Below are 17,898 nucleotides of genomic sequence, written 5' to 3' on the forward strand. Positions count from 1 at the left end.
CGAAGGGGCCGGACTCCCGAAGTCGGCGGGGGCCGGGGGCGGGGTGGGGTGCCGTCCGGGACGTAAAGCGTGATCCGTGTGGCACCCCCCAAACCCGCAAGCCCCGAAGCCCCACCCAGGGCGCCACACATCACGCAGTCCCGGACGGCACCCCACCCCGTCCCCGGCCCCACCAAAGCCACGGCCACCCCAGCCCCCGCCGAGCCGACGCCAGTCACCCCGGCCAGAGGCCAAGCCCGGCCAAAGCCCAAGCCCCGGCCAAAGGCCAAGCCCCGGCCAAAGCCCAAGCCCCGGCCAAAGCCCAAGCCCCGGCCAAAGCCCAAGCCCCGCCCAGACGCCAGGCCCCGCCCAGACGCCGGCCAAGCCCCCGCCAGCCCGACGCCAGTCGCCCGTCACCCCGGCAACACCAACACCGCCAACGCCCCGCCCCCCTCCGCCGTACGGAACTCCAGCCGCGCCCCGATCACCTCCGCCTGCCCCGCCGCGATCGTCAACCCCAGCCCGTGCCCCTTGCCCCCGCTGCGGAACCGCTGCGGACCGTGCGCCGACAGGTAGTCGGGGAAGCCGTCGCCGTGGTCCCGTACCGTCACCACCGGCCCGTCCACCGTCAGCACCACCGGCGCCCGCCCGTGCTTGTGCGCGTTGGCCACGAGATTGCCCAGCACCCGCTCCAGCCGCCGCCGGTCCGTCTCCACGTGCGCGTCCCGGACCACGACGACCTCCGTGTCCGTCCCCGAAGCCCGCACCACGCGCCCCGCCAACCGCCCCAGCTGGTGCAGGTCCGTCTCCACCACCTCGCTGCCCGAGTCCAGCCGCGAGATCTCCAGCAGGTCCTCCGTCAGCTGCCGCATCGTCCGTACCCGCTCCCGCACCAGCTCCGTCGGACGCCCCTCCGGCAGCAGCTCCGACGCCGCGTGCAACCCGGTCAGCGGCGTGCGCAGCTCGTGCGCCACGTCCGCCGTGAACCGCCGCTCGCTCTCCAGCTTCGCCTGCAGGCTCCCGGCCATCGTGTCCAGCGCCCCGGCCACCGTCGCCACCTCGTCCTGGTGCCGCGAGGGGTCCTTCGTGCGCGGATCGCCCACGCGCGCGTCGAGGTCCCCCTGCGTGATCCGCCGCGCCACCGTCGCCGTCTGGTGCAGCCGCCGCGTCACGCGGGTCACCGCGAACGCGCCGACCAGCAGCGTTCCGCCGATCGCCAGGACCGACGACCCGATGATCGCGTTGTCCAGCCCGCTGATCGTGCGCGCGCTCTGCTCGTAGTCGATGGCCGTGGCCAGCGCCCGCCCGTCGGCCGGAGCCGCCGCCCACATCGTCGGGCGGCCCCGGTAGTCGCCCACGACCGTCCCGCGCTGCCCGCTCAGGGCCAGCGCCCGCAGCCGCGGCGGCAGCCCCACCGGATCGAGCGCCGAATCCGGCGGCAGGGCCTCGCCCGCCTCGTACGCGCGGGAGGCGTCGTTCAGCTTGCCGAGCGCCTTCTCGCGCGCGGTGGCCACGGTCTGCCGGGTCACCTCCACGTGCACCAGCACGCCCAGCGCCGCCGCCAGCGCACAGCACATCACCACGATGAAGCACGCGGACTTCCAGGTCAGCGTGGCGGTCCAGGCGGGCAGCCGGGGTCTCACGGCGTGCCCGGGCTGCCGGGCGCGCCCGAGGTCTTCGACCGGGGACCGGCGCCGGTCCCGTCCCCGCCGCCCGCCCCGGGCCCGTCCCCGTCGCTCCCGCCCGCGCCACGGCCCGCACCGCCTCCGCCTCCGCCGCCCGCGCCACGGCCGGGATTGGCCGGGCCCTGCGGATTGCCCGGCACCCGTACGATCTGCTCGCGCGTCGGCAGCATGGTCAGCTGCTTCTCGTCCCAGGACCAGGCGGTGATCAGCTCGTAGCCGTTGTTCCCGCTGGGCACCCGCAGGACCACGTCCCGCCCGGCCAGGTCCACGTTGATGACGGTCTGCGTCGTCGCCATGATGCGGTTGAGGCGGCCGTCGGCGTCCGCCGTGTACACCCGTACCGACATCATCTTGTCCGGGTACTCGATGCCGACGATCAGCTCGTCCTTGCCGTTGCCCGTCAGGTCCCGGTAGTACGGCGTCAGCACCGGGCACTCCCCGGGCTCCACGCCCTCCTTGCCGCAGTTCCTGATCGCGGCGGCGGTCTCGGCGGGCATCCCGTCCGGGCCGACGTCGGTCTTCGGATGGGCCCGCAGCTCCGCCTGCACCAGGGCCACCGGGTCCACGGCGTGCACGTCCTGGCCCTGGACGGGCGCGATTCCCCTGACGTACTCGGGCGGAGCGCCGCCCGGATCGGCCGGCGGTACGACCGCGCCCTGGCGGTCGGGCCACAGGTGTACGGGCCCGCTCACGGTCGGCGTCGAGCCCGCGCCGACCAGCCCGCCGGCATCGCCGCAGCCCGTCAGCAGGGGCAGCGCCGCGAGCAGGCCGGTCAGTACGAGCGCCTGCGGGAGGCGGGCCGCGGCCGAGCGGAAGGGAAACGTTTTCACAGAGCCCAGCGTCCTCCATGTCCGCAGCGGTACGACCTTCGGGTCCCGTCAACCTTATGCGGAGGTTTGCCCGGCCTGCTCAAGGCTCTGCCGCGGCCTCGGCGGGCTCCGGCGCGGTACGGCAGGTTCCGGCAGGACCGGGGTGGGCTCCGGCGCGGTACGGCGGGCTCCGGTGGGGGCGCCGCCGGGCGTCAGCCGCGGTACGGCGGGGCCGGGGCGAGCTCCGGCGGGGGTGCCGCCGGGCGTCAGCCGCGGTACGCCAGGGCCGGGGCGGTCTCCGGCGCGCGCCGGCAGGCTCCGGCGGCGTGCCGCCGGGCGTCAGCTCTCGGTCCGCCCACGCCGCAGCATCGCGAAGCCGAGCCCGGCCGCGCCGATGGCCGCGATGCCGCCGCCCGCTGCGAGCAGGAAGACGCCCTCGCCCGGCCCGTCGGCCAGCGTGTCCAGGCGCAGCGACTCGGCCGGTCCGGTGGCCAGGGACCGGCCCTCGCCGCCCGCCGCCTTCGGCGCCGACGCGGGGACGACCTGCCCGGTACGCGTACCGGTCTTGTGGCCGTCGCCCTTGTTGCCGTCGCCCGCCACGGGGTGGGCCTGGCCCTGCGCGGGGGCGTCGGTGCCGACCCAGGACGTCAGCCGCCCGTCGGACTCCAGCGCGGCGTGCAGGTCCCCGGCCCCGCCGAAGCCGGTGATGCCGTCACGGCTCGTCAGGGTGGTCGCCTTGTGGCCCGCAGCGGTCAGGATGTCGGCGTGGTAGGCGCCCGCGGCGGTGCGGTACACCTTCGCGGTGGAGGTGCCGTCCGCGAGGGTGAGGCTCTTGACCAGCGTGGCCTGCGGCGCGGAGGAGTGCGCGGACGAGGCCGCGGGGACCCCTTCGGCGAGGGCGGCGGCGGTGGGCAGCGCCAGCAGGCTTCCGGCGCATGCGGTCACGGCGGCGGCGCGAACGAGAGTGCGGCGGCTGACGGTGCTCACGGGAAACCCTTCGTACTGGTCGGTGCGGGCAGGCCCGGGTCGGTCCTGGTCGGTCCTGGTCGGCCCTGGTCGGTCCTGATGGGACAAACCTAGGTGTCGGCCGTTGCGGCAGAGCCCCGTTCGTGTAACAGCGGCGTCGCAGGGTCACGTCGGAGTCGTTACACGGCGGGGGGATTGCCGAGCGGCGCCCCGGCTGCTCCCATGGACGGCGGGGGGTGAGGGCCCATGAAGGGACTCAGGGTGATGCCGGGCGGCCGGGCGGGCCGAGGCCGGTTGTATGTCAATCTGCCCGACGGTCGCGCGGTGGCCTGGTACGACCGGCAGGCCAACCGGATCAGCGTCCTCGCCGACGACCACCGCGAGGCGATCCTGACGGCCTTGCGCCCCTACCTGAGCGGCACGGTCTCGATCGGGCCGCCCCCCGTCCCCACGGCAGCCGACCTGGCCGGCCTGGCGCTCCCGCCCGACGCCGACCTGGCCCCGAACCGCCCCGGCGAGATCCTGCTGGGCGAGCTGGAACACGGCCCGGCGGGCACCAGGACCCGCCAGCGCCTGCGCCCGTACCTGGCCGCCCAGCAGCGGATGCGCGACACCTTCGACGCCCTGGAGGCGGACGGCTGGCGCACCCTGCACTGCGTCCCGGTCCCCGGCCTCGGCCACATCGACCACCTGCTCATCGGCCCGCCGGGGATCTTCTGCGTCCGCACGGTCCCGGGCCGCCGCCAGCGCGCGGTGGCCGGCGACCTCCTCCTCACGGTCGGCCGTACGGACCCCCGCCCGGATCCCCGCTGGACCCGCCGCGCGGCGGCCCGCGCCACCCTCGCCCTGACCGCCCAGGTCACCCCGGCCCTGGCCGTGGTCGACGCCTCCCGCGTAGAGGTGGCCCCCACCCTCCGCGACGTCCGCATCCTCCAGCCCGGCACGGCCGCGGCAGACCTCACGTCCTCCCCGACATCCCTCAAACCCCCGGACATAGCAGCCCTGTTCACCCTGTCCCGAGACACAAGAACCTGGCTACCCCCCACCCCACACTGACCCCCAACCCCCCAACCCCGCCACCACCGACCGGCCACCCGAACCCCGCCCTCCCAGCCCCCGAACCCCGACGCGACCCCCCAGCCACGCGACCAGGCGGGGCAGAGACAACCGCAGGCGACTCGCCAGGCCCGGGCCTGGCTCCGCCCCGGCCCAACGGCCAGGCCCGGCCCCGGTCCGCCGGACCTCAGCTCCGGCCTCCGCTCCGGCCCCGGCTCTGCCTCGCTCCGGCTGGCCACGGCCCGGCTCCGCCCAGGCCACGGCCCGGCTCCGCCCAGGCCACGGCCCCGCTCCGGTCAGGCCCCGGTCGGCGGGACCCCCGCTCCGCCGCGGCCCCGGCCACCGCTCCGCCCCGGCCCCGGCCTCGGCTCGGCTCCGGCTCCGGGCTCGGCTCCGGCTCTGCCTCGCTCCGGCCGGGCCACGGCCATGCTCTGCGTGGGCGCGCCCCGCTCCGCCCTGGCCCAACGCCGGCCCGGCCCGGCTCCGCCGCGGCCCCAACTCCGGTCCCGACCAAGCCCCGGCCGGCTCCGCCCCGCCCCCCCACCTCAGGCCGACGTGCGCTTGCGGGGCGGGGTGGCCTTCTTTGTCGTGCCCGTTGTCTTCTTTGCCGTGGCCGAGGCCGACTTGGTGCCCGTCGACGTCGACTTCGTGGCCGCGGTGCTCGACTTGGCGGTCTTCGACGTGGACTTGGCCGCCCCTGCGGCCTTCTTCGTCGCGCCCGACGCGGTCTTCTTCGCCGATGCCGTCGTCGACTTCTTCCCGCCCACCGCCTTCGGCGCAGCCGCAGCCCCAGCCCCAGCCTTGCCCCGGCTTCCGCTCGCCGTCGACTTCCGCCGACCCCTGATCGGCGTCACCTCGGCCTCGGTATCCGCATCGGCATCGGCATCGGCACCGGCCTCCCCCCGCGAGGCCTTCGCCGCCTTCACGCTCTTCTCCAGCGCCGCCATCAGGTCGATCACCTGCCCGCCGGCCGGCTCCACCACGGCCTCCGTCGGCTCGAACGCCCCGCCCGCCTTCGCCGCGATCATCGCCTCCACGGCCTCCCGGTAGTCGTCGTGCAGCGACGACAGCTCGACCTCGCCCAGCGTCGCCATCAGCGCGTCCGCCAGGTCGAGTTCGGCCTCCCGTACGCTCACGTCCGCCTCCGGCGCCACCCCCTCCGGCGCCCGGATCTCGTCCGGCCACAACAGCCCGTGCATCGCGATCACGTCGTCCACGACCCGCAGCATGCCCAGCCGCTCCCTCCCCCGCAGCGCGTACTTGGCGATCGCGACCTTCCGGCTCCGCTTCAGCGCCTCCCGCAGCAGCGTGTACGGCTTCGCCGCCGTCGCCCCGTTCGCCGCGAGGTAGTACGCCGCGTCCATCTGCAGCGGATCGATCTCGTCCGCCGGTACGAACGACATGATCTCGATCGTCCTCGCGGTCGCGATCGGCAGCTGCGCGAGGTCCTCGTCCGTGATCGGGATGATCGACCCGTCCGCCTCCTCGTACCCCTTGCCGATCTCGGCGCCCGGCACCTCCTCGCCGTCCAGCTCGCACACCTTGCGGTAGCGGATCCGCCCGCCGTCGCCGAGGTGGATCTGGCGGAAGGAGATCGAGTGGCTCTCGGTGGCGTTCACGAGCTTGATCGGGATGCTGACCAAGCCGAAGGAGATCGCCCCGTTCCAAATGGATCGCACGGTTCCTCCTGATTCGTGGCAATCTCATCGTATGACGCCGATCACACTGGTGGAGGGCCGTCGCATCGCGCTGAGCAACCTCGACAAGGTGCTCTACCCCGAGACCGGCTTCACCAAGGGCGAGGTCCTGCACTACTACGCCACCGTCGCGGGCTCCCTCCTCGCCCACATCCACGACCGCCCGGTGTCCTTCCTGCGCTATCCCGACGGCCCGGACGGCCAGCTCTTCTTCACCAAGAACCCGCCGCCCGGCACGCCCGACTGGGTGAAGACCACCCCCGTGCCCCGCTCCGAGGACCTCTCCGCCGAGCAGGTGGTCGTCGCCGACTTGGCCACCCTCATGTGGTCCGCCAACCTCGTCGTCGAGTTCCACACCCCCCAGTGGCCCGCCGGCAGCCCCGCCGTCGCCGACCGCCTCGTCCTCGACCTCGACCCCGGCGCGCCCGCCTCCGTCGTCGAGTGCTGCGCCGCCGCGCTGTGGCTGCGCGACCGGCTCGCCGCCGACGGCCTGCACGCCTACGCCAAGACCTCCGGCTCCAAGGGCATGCACCTGGCCGTACCCCTCGAGCCGACCCCCTCCGAGCAGGTGTCGGCGTACGCGAAGCAGCTCGCGCAGGAGGCCGAGCGCGAGCTTCCCGACCTGGTCGTCCACCGCATGGCCAAGGCGCTGCGCCCTGGCAAGGTCTTCGTCGACCACAGCCAGAACGCCGCCGCCAAGACCACCGCCGCGCCCTACACCCTGCGCGCGCGGGCCCGGCAGACCGTGTCCGCCCCGGTGTCCTGGGCGGAGGTCGAGGCCTGCCGCCGCCCTTCCGACCTGGTCTTCCTCGCCGACGACATCCCGCCGAGGCTGGAGCGCGACGGGGACCTCTTCGGCCCGCTGACCGACCCCGACCGGGCCGGCCGGCTGCCGGGGACGCGAGGAGCCCGGCCGTGATCCGCGTCGCGCTGGCCACGGCCGTACGGACCCTCCCGCGCGGGGCGGGCCTGGCGTACGAGCCGAACGGTCGGGTCAGCGATATCGCCGACGACCACTCGGTGGAAACCTTCCACAGCCACTACGCCCATGGCACCACGCTGCGGGTCATCGCCGGGAACGTCATCACAGCAGCTCAGCAACGCTGGTTCGCCTAGGCGCTGGACGGGCCCCTTGTACTCACCGAAGAAGCGGAAGCGGCGCTGCATGAGCCGGGATCAGCCGCCACCCTGGGCCTCAGCCTCGACGACGTGGAGCAGTTGCGGGCCGGCCAGCTGGACATGGGCGTCTCAAGCTGCCGAGACCCTCTCGACTCACCGTACGGACGGCCCGGCCAGCTCTGCCCGGTCGCACCCACACGCTGCCTGGAATGCCGCAACGCGTTCGTGCTGCCGTCCAACCTGCCCCAGTTGCTGCTGTTCTCGGCGCACCTGGACCAGCTGCAGCTGCGGCTGTCACCCCAGCACTTCCACGCGCTTTGGGGACAGAGCCGCGTGAACGTCACCGAGGCGATCGCAGCCCGCACCGACGCGGAGATCACGCTGGCTCGTCAGCAGGTCGCCGACCAGGGTCTGACCCGCAGCTTCCCCTCGCCGCACACGTGGAGTTCGACGCATGACCAAGCACCTCGCCCTGCCCCATAGTCGATCGATCTTCCGTGATGACGAGCCCGGCATCCAGGCCCACCCGATGTTGGACGGGGCGAAGCCCCCACGGTTCGGCAACACGGAGTGCTGGGACATCAACGGCGTGGTCAGGCGCGCTCCGAAAATGCAGGCTGCGGGCATGCGTGTCTGGTTTCGCGACCTCAGCCCGGAGTGGAATCTCATGGCCCGCGAACTGGCCATGGTCTGGTTCAATCCGCGACATCCGGCCGTTCTCGCGCGCGACCTTCACCTGCCGGCTGCGCCTTTGTCGCCTGTCACCGTCGCTCAGCGGATCGGACATCTGCGGGCCATGGCCGCCTTCGGCGCCGCCCGACGGCTGCCCGCAAGTCTCGGCGACTGGAGCGATGACGACTTCCAGGGCTACGTCGCGCGGCGATGTGAGACCGGCGAGGCAACCAGCGCCCTCGGGCACGTCCATCTGATCAAGGCCCTCTACCGGTTCCGTCACGCTTTCGCATGCGGAGGCCTGCAGCGAGACCCCTGGCCCGGTGTTTCCACCAACGCGGTCCTGAACCAGCCCATCGTGCCGGATCTCAAGACCCCGGTGATCGCTCCGGAGACGTGGTTCCCCCTTGTCCGCGCCGCGTGGACGTACGTCAGCGTGTTCGCCCCGGACATCTTGCGCGCCCGATCCCAATGGCAGGACGTTCAGGCACGGGCCCAAAAAATCCGCACAGCCGAGGCAGACCGGCTCTTCAGGGCCTGGGTCGCTGACCGCGATCACATGGTTCCCATGCACGCGGCTGGCGCGGCGGAGGGGCCGGTCAACTGGTCACTGCTGTGCTGGACGATCGGAGCCGAACCAAGGCATGCCCGCCTCTTCGAAACCGCGTCCCGGCCCGGCCGCGAACGCCGGGCGGTCGTCGAACAGCTCGCCGAGGCGGGCCGTACGCAGGTCGGCCTGATGGTCGACCTCATCCAGGTGTCACGGCCCGATGGGAGCCGCGGCCCCTGGCATGACTCGCTACAGCCCCGCGACCTGTGGCTGGAGTGCGTCGCCCTGCGCAATGCCTGCTACGTCTTCGTCGCCGCGCTGTCGATGATGCGGGATTGCGAGATCCGGGAGATCATCAAGGGTGCCGTCGTGGAGCATTACGGTACCCCGGCGGTGAAATCGACCAAACGCAAACTGGACCCGGACCTGCCCACGAAGCAATGGTGGATCATTGCTCCGGTCGCCGACGCCATCGACGTCGCCTCCCAGCTGTCTCAGCACAACGAATTGGCCTTCGCGTCCGCGAGTCCTCGATCTACCGGGGAGGGGTTCGTCAGCGGGCACGCGGTCGCCGACTTCATCGCCCACGTCAATCGTTCCCGTCGCATCACCGACCTCGACGAGATCCCGCAGCAGAACGTCACGCCCCACATGTTCCGCCGAACGATGACCATGCTCACCAAGGACTTCCCCGGCTCTGAGATCGCGGTCGGCATGCAGCTCAAGCATGCCGCCACCCGGGCCCTGGCCAAGCGCACCACGCAGGGCTACATGGATCACGACCCGTCCTGGGCCCGCCACCTCGACACCGCGATCGCAGACCGCCGGTTCCAGCGGCTCAAGGACCTCTACACCGCCGACAGGCGTGGTGAGAGCATCGGTTTCGGTCCCGGAGCCGAGCGGATGCGGGAGGCTTTCGCCGCCGTCCGTCAGCAGGCCGAAGCCCTCCGCAGCACCGGCATTTGCCCAGCGCGGAGACGTCCGCGTGGAATTTGACCTCCTGCGACGCACCCGGATCTCCATCCGATTCGGCAAGCTGAACCACTGCACGATGAACGACGAAGACCCCGTCGGCGCGAAATGCCTGGAAGACGCTGTCGTCCCGGAGGGGCACCGGGGCCCGCTCCTTGACCGCTGCCAGCCGTCCCGATGCGCCAACAGCGTCCTCGGCCCAGAGCACCTGCCTATCTGGCAGGCCGAACGCTCCTCCTTGATCAGATTGCTCGACACACCCAAGATCCCCATGAACCGGCGGGCCCTACTCGACGCACAACTGCACGATGTCGAGCTCATGATCAAGAGGGCGGACCAGTGACCGTGTCGCCCAGGGCCGAGCAAGCGCTCCACGAAGCCATGGAACGACTCCTGTCGGGTAAGCCGAACCGAACCGACGGCACACTCACCAAGAACAACCTGTGGCGCGAGGCCGGCGTCAGCCGAGCCACCATGAACCGCGAACCTCAGTCCTCGCCGAATGGGACAGACGAGTCGACGAGAGTCCGGCTACCACCCTGGACCGACAGCGCCGCGAGGAGCTCAGCGAAGTTCGCGGCAAGCTCCGCAAGAGGCGACAGGAATGCCGGCAGCTCCAGGACCAGGTCGATGCCGCTGCCACCGTCATCGCGGCCCTGCTGGCCGAGAACGCGGCATTCCGCGAACAACTGGCCAAGCGATCGGCCCTCGTCATCCCACTCGACCGCGCTCACACTACCCGTGAATGACCTTCGAGCCCGCGCGGGGTGACGCTGTTCCGGTGACAGACCAGCCGGACCAGCGAGCCCCACCGTGCCGAAGACCTGGCCAGCAGACCCTGGCGGAATGGATGAGAGTTCGCCGAATGTGGTCCTCCAACCGCCCCTCGATGTCATGCGTCCGCGCCCGGCCGATGAGATCCCCGAGCAGGACAGCATGCCTGGGGGTCTTCAATACTCCCTCAAGCTGGATGGGTTCCGCGTACTCGCCTTCATCCTGGAGGGCGGAAGAGTGTTCTTGCAGTCAAGATCCGGGAGGGACCTCACCAGAGAGTTCCCGCAGGTTGCCGAATATCTGCACGAGAATCTACCGCCCGGAATCGTCCTGGACGGCGAGCTCTGCGCCTACCGTGACGGGCGGCTGAACTTCACTGATCTGCTTCGATCCCGCGCCGATCGCGAGCGGAAAAGAATTCCGGTCTACTACATCGCCTTCGACATCCTCGCCATCCCAGGCATGGACGTCAGGGGTCTGCCGCTATGGGAGCGGTGGGAGCTCCTCGGTGCGGCTTTGGGCGATGCCGAGCCGCCCCTCCAGCGTGTGCTGGCCACGCTGGACGAGGGGATTGCGTACCTCTGGTTTCGCGAGATGAGGGCCGTGGGTGTCGAAGGGATCGTGGCGAAGTCGCTCAGTTCGACCTATCAGCCGGGGGAAACGTGGGCATGGAGGAAGATCAGGCACTCCGACACCCGAGACGGCAGACTCCTCGGCGTCTTCGGTCCGGAACAGCGACCGTATGCTCTTCTCGTGGAGCTTCCCGACGGCCGAACCGTGAAGACCTCGCCGCGCCTGACGGGAATGCAGGCTCGGCAGGTCGGCGAATCGGTACGCGGCCGACTGGGCGAGCGGACCGAACATCCCGACCACGGCCTCGTGACCCCGGTCATCGAGCCTGTCCTGGTTGAAGTGCGCGAGACTGCCGGTCGCCACGAGACAGCCAAGTTCGTGCGTGTCAGGTTCGAGGAGTGAAGTACTGGGCTCTCAGCCCGAACCCCATGCCCATGGGGAGCGCGATAGGTTGTGGGGAAATGAGAGGAGTTCCCATGGACTGCGAAAGTATCGCTTGCGGCGCAATCTGCCTCAGATATCGTTCCAGCCGCACCGCAGCGACTCCTTCGCTGAAGATCACCCCGCGTTTCAACTCGGCCCACGCCTTTCCATCGGGCGACCCGACTTCTGTGTCGCCAAACTGACGGCTGCTGTTGAGCATCGCTGATGCTGCATGTTGCCTAGAAGTTGCGTGGGTTCTGAAGTTCTCCAAGCCGTCTCGCGAGGCTGGATGCGGATTCCGTGCCGCATGACAGGACGACCGAGAGTTTGCTGAGCGTCACACCCTCGGGTCGCTTGGTGTAGGACCACCGCTGACCAGAGCGCAATAGGGTTCTGAAAAACTCCTCGCGAGCAACGTCATCCTCGGAAAGGATGCTCTCGGCAGATTCGATGATCAGGAGGTGGTAATCCGACGAAAGCCATCGGAGGTCGCGCAGGCAATCGTAGAATGCATTCCAGTTCCATCCGAAATGTTCGGGGAACTTCATCAATTCATCGAACTGCTGAAGCGTTGAAATCTCGTCGGGCATGTCCTGCCCACTCAGGCGCGCCACGTAAACGCTGCCTGACGTAGGCAGGAGTTCATCAAGATGCATGCCGCCGCCTGTCGTGATGATGTGCATCCACGGGGCGATACGGATTGCCGGTTCCTCTTCTGTCATCAGTTCATCCATCTGGGACTTTCGCCCACAATGCGGTCACCGCCTGGCGTAGGAGCCTGCCAGCCCCATGGATTCGACCCGTGTGTGGGGATTGGGGCATAGCTGAAGGAGGTTTTCAGCAGAGCAGGGTACGATCTGAGACGGCAACCTTAGGGAATACTTGAATTTCCATGTTCCCGATGGTGTCGTTAGTGCTGAAATCCACAGTCACCTTCGTCGACTCGGGCCCATCGATAATACGAAGGAGCGTTGCTCCCTCTCGAAAGATGGTGAAGCTTGAGTCTCCCTGTTCGGGGCGCCAAGTGACTGCGACAGACCTGCCGATCGCATCGTACGAGAACTCTAGTTTCCCGTCGACTACGTCAGTGAAGTTGACTCTGCATTGACCGTCTCCCGTAATGATGGGTTCCACTCCGAATGCATTGACGAACTCTTGCAACTCTGGTGTTGCGAATCCTCCCACAATCCACCCCTTGCGCTTGTTGAGACTTAGGGAAAGTTAGTCGATGCCCGTTTCCCCTGTATTCATGAATCTCATCCGATGATGTTCGTCCACCACTTCCCTCCCTTGAAGATCACCGTCGTGAGTCTCGGGCTTCCGTCTGGCATCATCTGCCACATCGCCTCGGCTTCACGCATCCCCGATGGGCCCATTATGACAGAGTGCGTCTTGCCGAAGGTGCCCCATTGGTCGGTATAAGTTTCCTCCAGTCCGTTCTTTACCGCCTCGCGCAGGTGGTTGCGGACATATTCGCGCGAGGCGGGAGTGTCGGAGAATCCGATGCTCTTCAGCTGATCCGCGTTCTGTTTTGCCCTCGCAGAATTATGGTCATCAGCTTTGATGTTATTGTCGAATAGATAGTCGAGCTTGCCCTCGTCGATTTGAGGGCATCCCTCGGGGGCCAGACCGAGGGGGTCTGCCCAGGTGTGGGGGTTGTGGACGTAGGTTGTGGGGTTGGGGTCGGGGGTGAGGCCGAGGGGGTCGGGGGTGAGGTAGCGGGCTGTTTCGGGGTCGTAGGTGCGGAAGTAGTTGTAGTGGAGACCAGATTCGGGGTCGAAGTACTGGCCTGGGAAGCGGAGCGGGGTGTACGCCGTCGCGTCTCGGTTCCAGGTGGTAGTGCCCCAGAGGGTGGTGCGGGTGTGCCAGGCGGCTTCGCCGTCCTCGGCGAGGAGGTGGGTCGGGGTGCCCACGAGGTCGGTGACGATCGCGAAGAAGCGGTCGTCCGTCGTGCCGAGGACGCGTTCGGTCTGGGCGAGCGGATGCAGGCCGTCGTGGTCCCAGGTGAGGGCGACCCGTGCGTCGGTGGTCTGTTCGCAGAGGGTGGTGCCGTCCCAGGTGAACACAACCTCCTCGGCGACCTCGCCTGTGGCGGAAAGGCGTTGCTTGGAGGTGCGGCGGCCCAGCGGGTCATAGGTGTAACGCCACACGGTGCCGTCGGGGGTGGTCACCGCGGCGAGCTGGTCCTCGGCATTCCACTCGTAACGCCAGGTGTCCGGCTTGCGCGAGAGGCGGGTCTTCTGGCGGAGGGTGACCCGGCCCAGCTCGTCGTGCTCGTAGCGGACCGAGCCGGCCCGCATGATGCGGGTGCCCTCGTACGTGCGGCCGCCGCGGGCCTCGGCGCCCGGGTGGCGGTCGGGCCAGATGGCGGAGGTCAGGTTGCCGGCCTCGTCGTAGGTGTAGCGCTCGGTCCGCCGGGGCTCGTCGACGGCCGTGACGCGGCCCACGGCATCGAGGGTGAAGTGGCGGTCATCGATGGCGGTGAGGTGGCCGTCGGGGCGGTAGGCGTAGTCGCGGCGCCGCCCCGCGAAGCGCTGAGTGGTAAGGCGGCCGAGGGCGTCGTACTGCTGGGCGAGGGTGACTGTGTTGGCGAGGGTACGTATGAGCTCCTGGCCGGCGGCATCCCGTTCGAAGTCCAGGGTGCGGCCCGAGGCGGTCAGCGAGGAGCGGCGGCTGGCCGCGTCATACGTCCAGCAGGATTCGGTGCCAGTGGGTGTTGTACGGGACGTGCGGCGGCCCACGAGGTCGTAGTCGTACGTCAAGGTGCGGCCGTTGACCGTCTCGGAAGCCAGGCGGCCTGCGCGGTCGCGGAGCCAGGTGATAGCTGTGGTCGGGGAGGTGGCCGCCGCCAAGGCGCCCGAGACGTCGTACTCGAAGCTGGTGGGGCCCTCAGGAGTGGTCTTGCGGACGATCTGGCCGAGGACGTTGTGCTCGTAGTGGGTGGTGGAGCCGCTGGCGTTGGTACGGGCGGTCAGGCGGCCGGCTGCGTCGTAGGCGTAGGTCAGGGTGCGGGCGTCGAAGTCCGTCTCGGAGGTCAGGCGGCCGGCGGCGTCGTAGCGGTAGCCCCAGGTCAGGCCCTGGGGGTTGGTGACCTGCGTCAAGCGCAGCTCGCTGTCGTGGGTGAACTCGTGCCGGGTCCCGTCGGGGGTGGTGCGGGCCGTGAGGAGGTCGAAGTCGCCGTACTCGGAGACGGTCACGCCGCCGACCGCGTCGGTGTGGGTGAGGCAGTTGCCCTCGCCGTCGTAGGTCCAGGACTCCGAGGTGCCGTCGGCGTGCTCGCGGCGCAGCAGACGGCCTTCCGTGCTCCAGGTCACGTGGGTGGTCCGGCCCAACGGGTCGGTGATCACGGTGGGGCGGCCGAAGGCGTCGTGGTCGTACGTGGTCCTCGCGCCCAGGGGGTCCGCGGTCGCCGTGACGCGGCCGGCGGCGTCGCACTCGACAGTCGTGGTGTGTCCCAGGGCGTCCGTAACCGACGCGAGGTGGCCGCGCGTGTCGTACGTGAACCGGGTCGTGGCGCCGGCGGCATCTGTTACCGAGGTGCGGTTGCCGTGTCCGTCGTAGGTCTGGCAGGCGGTCGTGCCGTCGGGGTTGACCACCTTCACCGGCAGGCCGAGCGACGCGTCGTACTCGGCGCCGGCCCGACGGCCGTCGGGGCGGGTGACGTCGGTGACCAGGCCCCGCTCGTCGTACATGAAGTGGATGGTGTGGCCCAGGGGGTCAGTGCGGGAGAGTAGGCGGTTGTAGAGGTCGTACGTGGAGCGGGTGGTAGCCCCGGTCGGGTCGGTCTCGGCCACGACCTGGGCGCGGTCGTTGATCGTGTACAGGGTGCGGTGGCCGAGGGAGTCGGTGAGGGTGGTCAGCCCGTCCTCGTAGGTGAAGCGGATGTTCAGGTGGCCGTTCGCGCCGGACTGGGCCACGCAGCGGTGCCGGTCGTCGTAGACGTAGTCGAAGCGCCGGTCGTTGGTGTCGGTCCACGACACGATCCGGCCCTCGTCGTCGTAGCCGAAACGCAAGGGGCGGCCGGATGAATTGGTCACCTCGATGAGGTGGCCATCGGTGTAGCCGTAGCGCAGCACGGGCGTGCCGTCGGCGAGGGAGAGGGCGATGATTCGGCCGTCGGAGGTGGTGAGGGACAGGGCGTAGCCGCCACTGTGGGTGATCGACAGCGGCGCGCCCTGCTCGTCGTACGAGTAGGCGATCCAGGCGCCGTTGCGGTCGCTAATCTGGGTGAGGAGCCCGGTCTCGGTGAAGTGCCGGACGTGGCCGGTGACGGGGTCGGTGACCGTGTAGGTGCCGTCCGGCTCGACCGACAGCGGCCAGCGCCGGCCCAGCGCGGGCAGGACGGGCAGGCCTGGAGCGGGGTGCGGATAGGCCAGCAGGCTGCCGTCCTCGTTGACCAGGACCACGCCGTCCGCGTCGATCTCGAGGCGCTGGTCGACGGTGGAGGACCAGGAGGGTCCGAACCAGCGGCCGGCCCGGTAGGAGGATTCGAAGGTCCGACCGAATATGAGGGGTAGTGAGCCGGGCAGGACAAGGTCGGTCTGGGGCAATACCATTCGGCCGGAGGCGACATCGACGGGGTCGCCGGCGCAGGTCTTGTCCTTGCCGCAGCGGGAAGTGCCGTGCGGGTCAGAGTCGGAGTGATCACGGCCCGTAGGTTTCTTGCTCGGGACATCCTCGAGGAGGCGGGCGGCTCCGACGGCTCTGCGGGCAGCGTCGGACAGCAGGCCACCCCCCTTGGGGCCGGCGGCTTCCGGGACGAGCTTCCCGCCGAACTCGAAGGGGTCCTTCATCGCGCTGTCGGCCATGGCCTTGGCAGCGGCGCCCGGGTCGTTGGCGGCAGTGAGGAAGCCGGCACCCATGCTGTTGAGGCCCATCTGGGCCACGGTCGGGTGGGTGATGTTGTACGGGTCCTGGGGGCTGAGCGCGCGGCCGAAGTTGACCAGGCCGGCCGCGCCCTTGGCGACTCCGCCGAGGAAGTGTTCAGCCTCCGCGCCCTTGCGGACGAGCTCGACCAGCGCGGCATCGGCGGCCGACACCTTCGGCGCCGCGTCACGGGCCTTCTCCAACGCCTGCGCCACCGAGCGGGCCACGTCGTCGCGCTGGCGGCGCGCCTCGGCCAGCTTCTGCCGGGCGGCCTTGATGCCGTCCGCACCCGGATCGGTGAAACCCATGGGGCGGGCCGGCAGCGGATCCTGCTGCGCTTTGACAGCCGACTCGTAGTCCTTGACCCACGTGTCGTAGGCGGTGTGGGCGTTCTCCGACAGCTTGACGGCGGTCTTGTACTCGTCGATCGCCTCCTTCGCCTGCCCCTGTGCCCAGGTCACCGTGTCGGCGAAGCGACCGACCGCGCCTGCCGCCGTCTCGAAGGCGGACGCGGCCGCGAACCAGCGGGGCGCCTTCTCCTGGACGGAGTCCCGAAAGGCGTCGGCCGACGCGCCCTTGATGCCGTCCGTGCCCAGCTTCTTCAGGCCCTCCCCGGTACGGGTAAAGGCCGCGTGGAAATCACTCAGGTGCCCGGCGGTCGTCCGCAGGCTGCTCGCGCTGCCATGGACCAGCTGCTTGGGATCGTCGCTCTGGCCGAGCTCGACCTCGGTGACCTCGGCTCCGAGGCGGTTCGCCGCAGAGTTCGCCGTATTGCGGACGGCGTTGGCGCCCCCCTGCCAGCCGACATCCTCCAACGTGTCGGCGGTCTTGTCGCCGAGCCACTCGACGGCGTCGCCCGTCAAGGCGGCACCCTTCTCCAGCCAGTTGCCTCCGCCCATCAGGAGCTCCCCCGATCCCCGCTCTGATCACTGTCCTGATGTCCACCCTGCTGGTCCGCGTCCTGCGGGTTGCGGACGCGGTCGAGGGTCTCGCGGCCCATGCCCTGCGCGTCGGCGACCTCCTCCAACACCCCGCCGCCGAAACCCTCGTTGAGGATGCCGCGCTTGGTGTCCGCCCACGTACGGTCGAAGTCCTCCCTGGCCTGACGCGCCTGCTCCGGCGTCTCCCGCTTGAACGCGTGATCGGAGAGGATCGCGTCCATGGACTTCTTCTCGACCTCGTCCTCCGACGCGTAGGGGTTGCCAATACCGGCGTTGACCAGCACCTTGAAAGTGCCCCTGCGGTACTGGTCCTCCTCCCACACCGAGCCGGCCGCGATACCAAGGCGCTCGGCGAGCCCACTGGTCATGACGAAGAGACTGCTCACGCTCAGATCCCAGCGCTCGCAGAAGCCCTCCAGGGCCGCAGCGACCGCCGGATGGCCGGCCTCCATACCCGTCAGCGCCAGCTGGCCCACGCCGCCACCCGCCACCGCCGAGGTGTCCATAGCGAACTCCCGCAGCTCCCCGACTGCGGACCGCAGACCGTCCTGGATGTTCCGCACGGCGACCGGATCCATCTCCAGGTCTGGGCTGCCACCACTCATGATCCCCACCCCCAAGGTTCCCGAAGACGCTACACGAGTAGACCGACAGCTCCGGCGCCGAGCGTCGACGTTCGGCCAGGTCAGCGGACCACTGCAGCATGTCTTGGCGAGTGCCCGCAGTCCCTGCCCCGGCCACCGAATGATGTCGCGCCGAACTGCCTGCAGTGACCGGATGTCACTCTGGGTTGACGCAGAGGCCCAACAAGGTCTG

General features: G+C 69.8%; 15 protein-coding genes. 7 read left to right on the forward strand and 8 right to left on the reverse strand.

Translation table 11 applies throughout. The annotated features are described in order from the left end of the window. Positions 1-392 precede the first annotated feature (392 nt). The 3 genes from ACFWP3_RS14480 to ACFWP3_RS14490 form a co-directional block, all read right to left on the reverse strand. Positions 393-1,622: an ATP-binding protein gene (locus ACFWP3_RS14480; protein ID WP_384220280.1), complete on the reverse strand. Its 1,230-nt coding sequence runs from the start codon at positions 1,620-1,622 to the stop codon at positions 393-395. After that, the gene (locus tag ACFWP3_RS14485) at positions 1,619-2,494 is read right to left on the reverse strand and encodes a hypothetical protein (protein WP_384220282.1); all 876 of its coding nucleotides are present in this window, start codon (positions 2,492-2,494) and stop codon (positions 1,619-1,621) included. Before ACFWP3_RS14485 ends, ACFWP3_RS14480 begins: the two co-directional genes overlap by 4 nt. A gap of 318 nt (positions 2,495-2,812) precedes the next feature. Next, positions 2,813-3,460 carry a hypothetical protein gene (locus ACFWP3_RS14490; RefSeq protein ID WP_384220285.1) on the reverse strand — a complete coding sequence of 216 codons (648 nt, stop codon included), beginning with the start codon at positions 3,458-3,460 and terminating at the stop codon, positions 2,813-2,815. Positions 3,461-3,763: 303 nt separating this feature from the next. On the opposite strand from ACFWP3_RS14490, the gene ACFWP3_RS14495 reads away from it, so the two are divergent. Further along, positions 3,764-4,495, forward strand: a complete 732-nt coding sequence (locus ACFWP3_RS14495; RefSeq protein WP_384220287.1) for a nuclease-related domain-containing protein — start codon at positions 3,764-3,766, stop codon at positions 4,493-4,495. Positions 4,496-5,040: 545 nt separating this feature from the next. Here the strand turns inward: ACFWP3_RS14495 and ACFWP3_RS14500 are convergent. Then, positions 5,041-6,174, reverse strand: a complete 1,134-nt coding sequence (locus ACFWP3_RS14500) for a Ku protein (protein ID WP_384220289.1) — start codon at positions 6,172-6,174, stop codon at positions 5,041-5,043. Between the two features lie 31 nt (positions 6,175-6,205). Between ACFWP3_RS14500 and ligD the strand changes: the two genes are divergently transcribed. From ligD to ACFWP3_RS14525, 5 genes are all read left to right on the forward strand, one after another. Next, a complete protein-coding gene (gene ligD, locus ACFWP3_RS14505) occupies positions 6,206-7,111 on the forward strand; it encodes a non-homologous end-joining DNA ligase (protein WP_384220309.1) in 906 nt (301 codons plus the stop codon). Then, positions 7,108-7,308, forward strand: a complete 201-nt coding sequence (locus ACFWP3_RS14510; RefSeq protein ID WP_384220311.1) for a hypothetical protein — start codon at positions 7,108-7,110, stop codon at positions 7,306-7,308. The genes ligD and ACFWP3_RS14510 overlap by 4 nt, the downstream gene beginning before the upstream one ends. Positions 7,309-7,401: 93 nt before the next feature. Then, positions 7,402-7,794 carry a hypothetical protein gene (locus ACFWP3_RS14515; RefSeq protein ID WP_384220313.1) on the forward strand — a complete coding sequence of 131 codons (393 nt, stop codon included), beginning with the start codon at positions 7,402-7,404 and terminating at the stop codon, positions 7,792-7,794. After that, on the forward strand, positions 7,766-9,529 hold the full coding sequence (locus ACFWP3_RS14520; protein ID WP_384220315.1) for a hypothetical protein: 1,764 nt from the start codon (positions 7,766-7,768) through the stop codon (positions 9,527-9,529). The genes ACFWP3_RS14515 and ACFWP3_RS14520 overlap by 29 nt, the downstream gene beginning before the upstream one ends. Continuing rightward, positions 9,519-9,848: a hypothetical protein gene (locus ACFWP3_RS14525; RefSeq protein ID WP_384220317.1), complete on the forward strand. Its 330-nt coding sequence runs from the start codon at positions 9,519-9,521 to the stop codon at positions 9,846-9,848. The genes ACFWP3_RS14520 and ACFWP3_RS14525 overlap by 11 nt, the downstream gene beginning before the upstream one ends. A 145-nt stretch (positions 9,849-9,993) precedes the next feature. Here ACFWP3_RS14525 and ACFWP3_RS14530 read toward each other — a convergent pair whose 3' ends face one another. Continuing rightward, complete coding sequence (locus ACFWP3_RS14530; protein WP_384220319.1) at positions 9,994-10,239, reverse strand: hypothetical protein; 246 nt, start codon at positions 10,237-10,239, stop codon at positions 9,994-9,996. A 112-nt stretch (positions 10,240-10,351) separates the two neighbouring features. On the opposite strand from ACFWP3_RS14530, the gene ACFWP3_RS14535 reads away from it, so the two are divergent. After that, positions 10,352-11,254 (forward strand): DNA ligase, encoded by a 903-nt coding sequence (locus ACFWP3_RS14535; RefSeq protein ID WP_384220321.1) that lies wholly within the window; start codon positions 10,352-10,354, stop codon positions 11,252-11,254. 260 nt (positions 11,255-11,514) lie between these two features. Here the strand turns inward: ACFWP3_RS14535 and ACFWP3_RS14540 are convergent, their stop codons facing one another. The 3 genes from ACFWP3_RS14540 to ACFWP3_RS14550 all read right to left on the reverse strand — a co-directional run bounded on the left by ACFWP3_RS14540 (position 11,515) and on the right by ACFWP3_RS14550 (position 17,687). Then, on the reverse strand, positions 11,515-11,997 hold the full coding sequence (locus ACFWP3_RS14540; protein WP_384220323.1) for a barstar family protein: 483 nt from the start codon (positions 11,995-11,997) through the stop codon (positions 11,515-11,517). Between the two features lie 534 nt (positions 11,998-12,531). Further along, positions 12,532-17,040, reverse strand: coding sequence for a putative T7SS-secreted protein (locus ACFWP3_RS14545; protein WP_384220326.1), 4,509 nt, complete (start codon positions 17,038-17,040; stop codon positions 12,532-12,534). Further along, a complete protein-coding gene (locus tag ACFWP3_RS14550; RefSeq protein ID WP_384220328.1) occupies positions 17,040-17,687 on the reverse strand; it encodes a hypothetical protein in 648 nt (215 codons plus the stop codon). Before ACFWP3_RS14550 ends, ACFWP3_RS14545 begins: the two co-directional genes overlap by 1 nt. Positions 17,688-17,898 lie beyond the last annotated feature (211 nt).

It is taken from the genome of Streptomyces sp. NPDC058525, from assembly GCF_042719495.1.
In the GTDB taxonomy this organism is placed as follows: Bacteria; Actinomycetota; Actinomycetes; order Streptomycetales; family Streptomycetaceae; genus Streptomyces.

Bases quoted from the DNA above. Each gene is read 5' to 3' on its own strand.
- ligD (WP_384220309.1), top strand. From the start codon at position 6,206: ATGACGCCGATCACACTGGTGGAGGGCCGTCGCATCGCGCTGAGCAAC.
- ACFWP3_RS14520 (WP_384220315.1), top strand. From the start codon at position 7,766: ATGACCAAGCACCTCGCCCTGCCCCATAGTCGATCGATCTTCCGTGAT.
- ACFWP3_RS14535 (WP_384220321.1), top strand. From the start codon at position 10,352: ATGGATGAGAGTTCGCCGAATGTGGTCCTCCAACCGCCCCTCGATGTC.
- ACFWP3_RS14540 (WP_384220323.1), bottom strand. From the start codon at position 11,997: ATGACAGAAGAGGAACCGGCAATCCGTATCGCCCCGTGGATGCACATC.
- ACFWP3_RS14545 (WP_384220326.1), bottom strand. From the start codon at position 17,040: ATGGGCGGAGGCAACTGGCTGGAGAAGGGTGCCGCCTTGACGGGCGAC.
- ACFWP3_RS14550 (WP_384220328.1), bottom strand. From the start codon at position 17,687: ATGAGTGGTGGCAGCCCAGACCTGGAGATGGATCCGGTCGCCGTGCGG.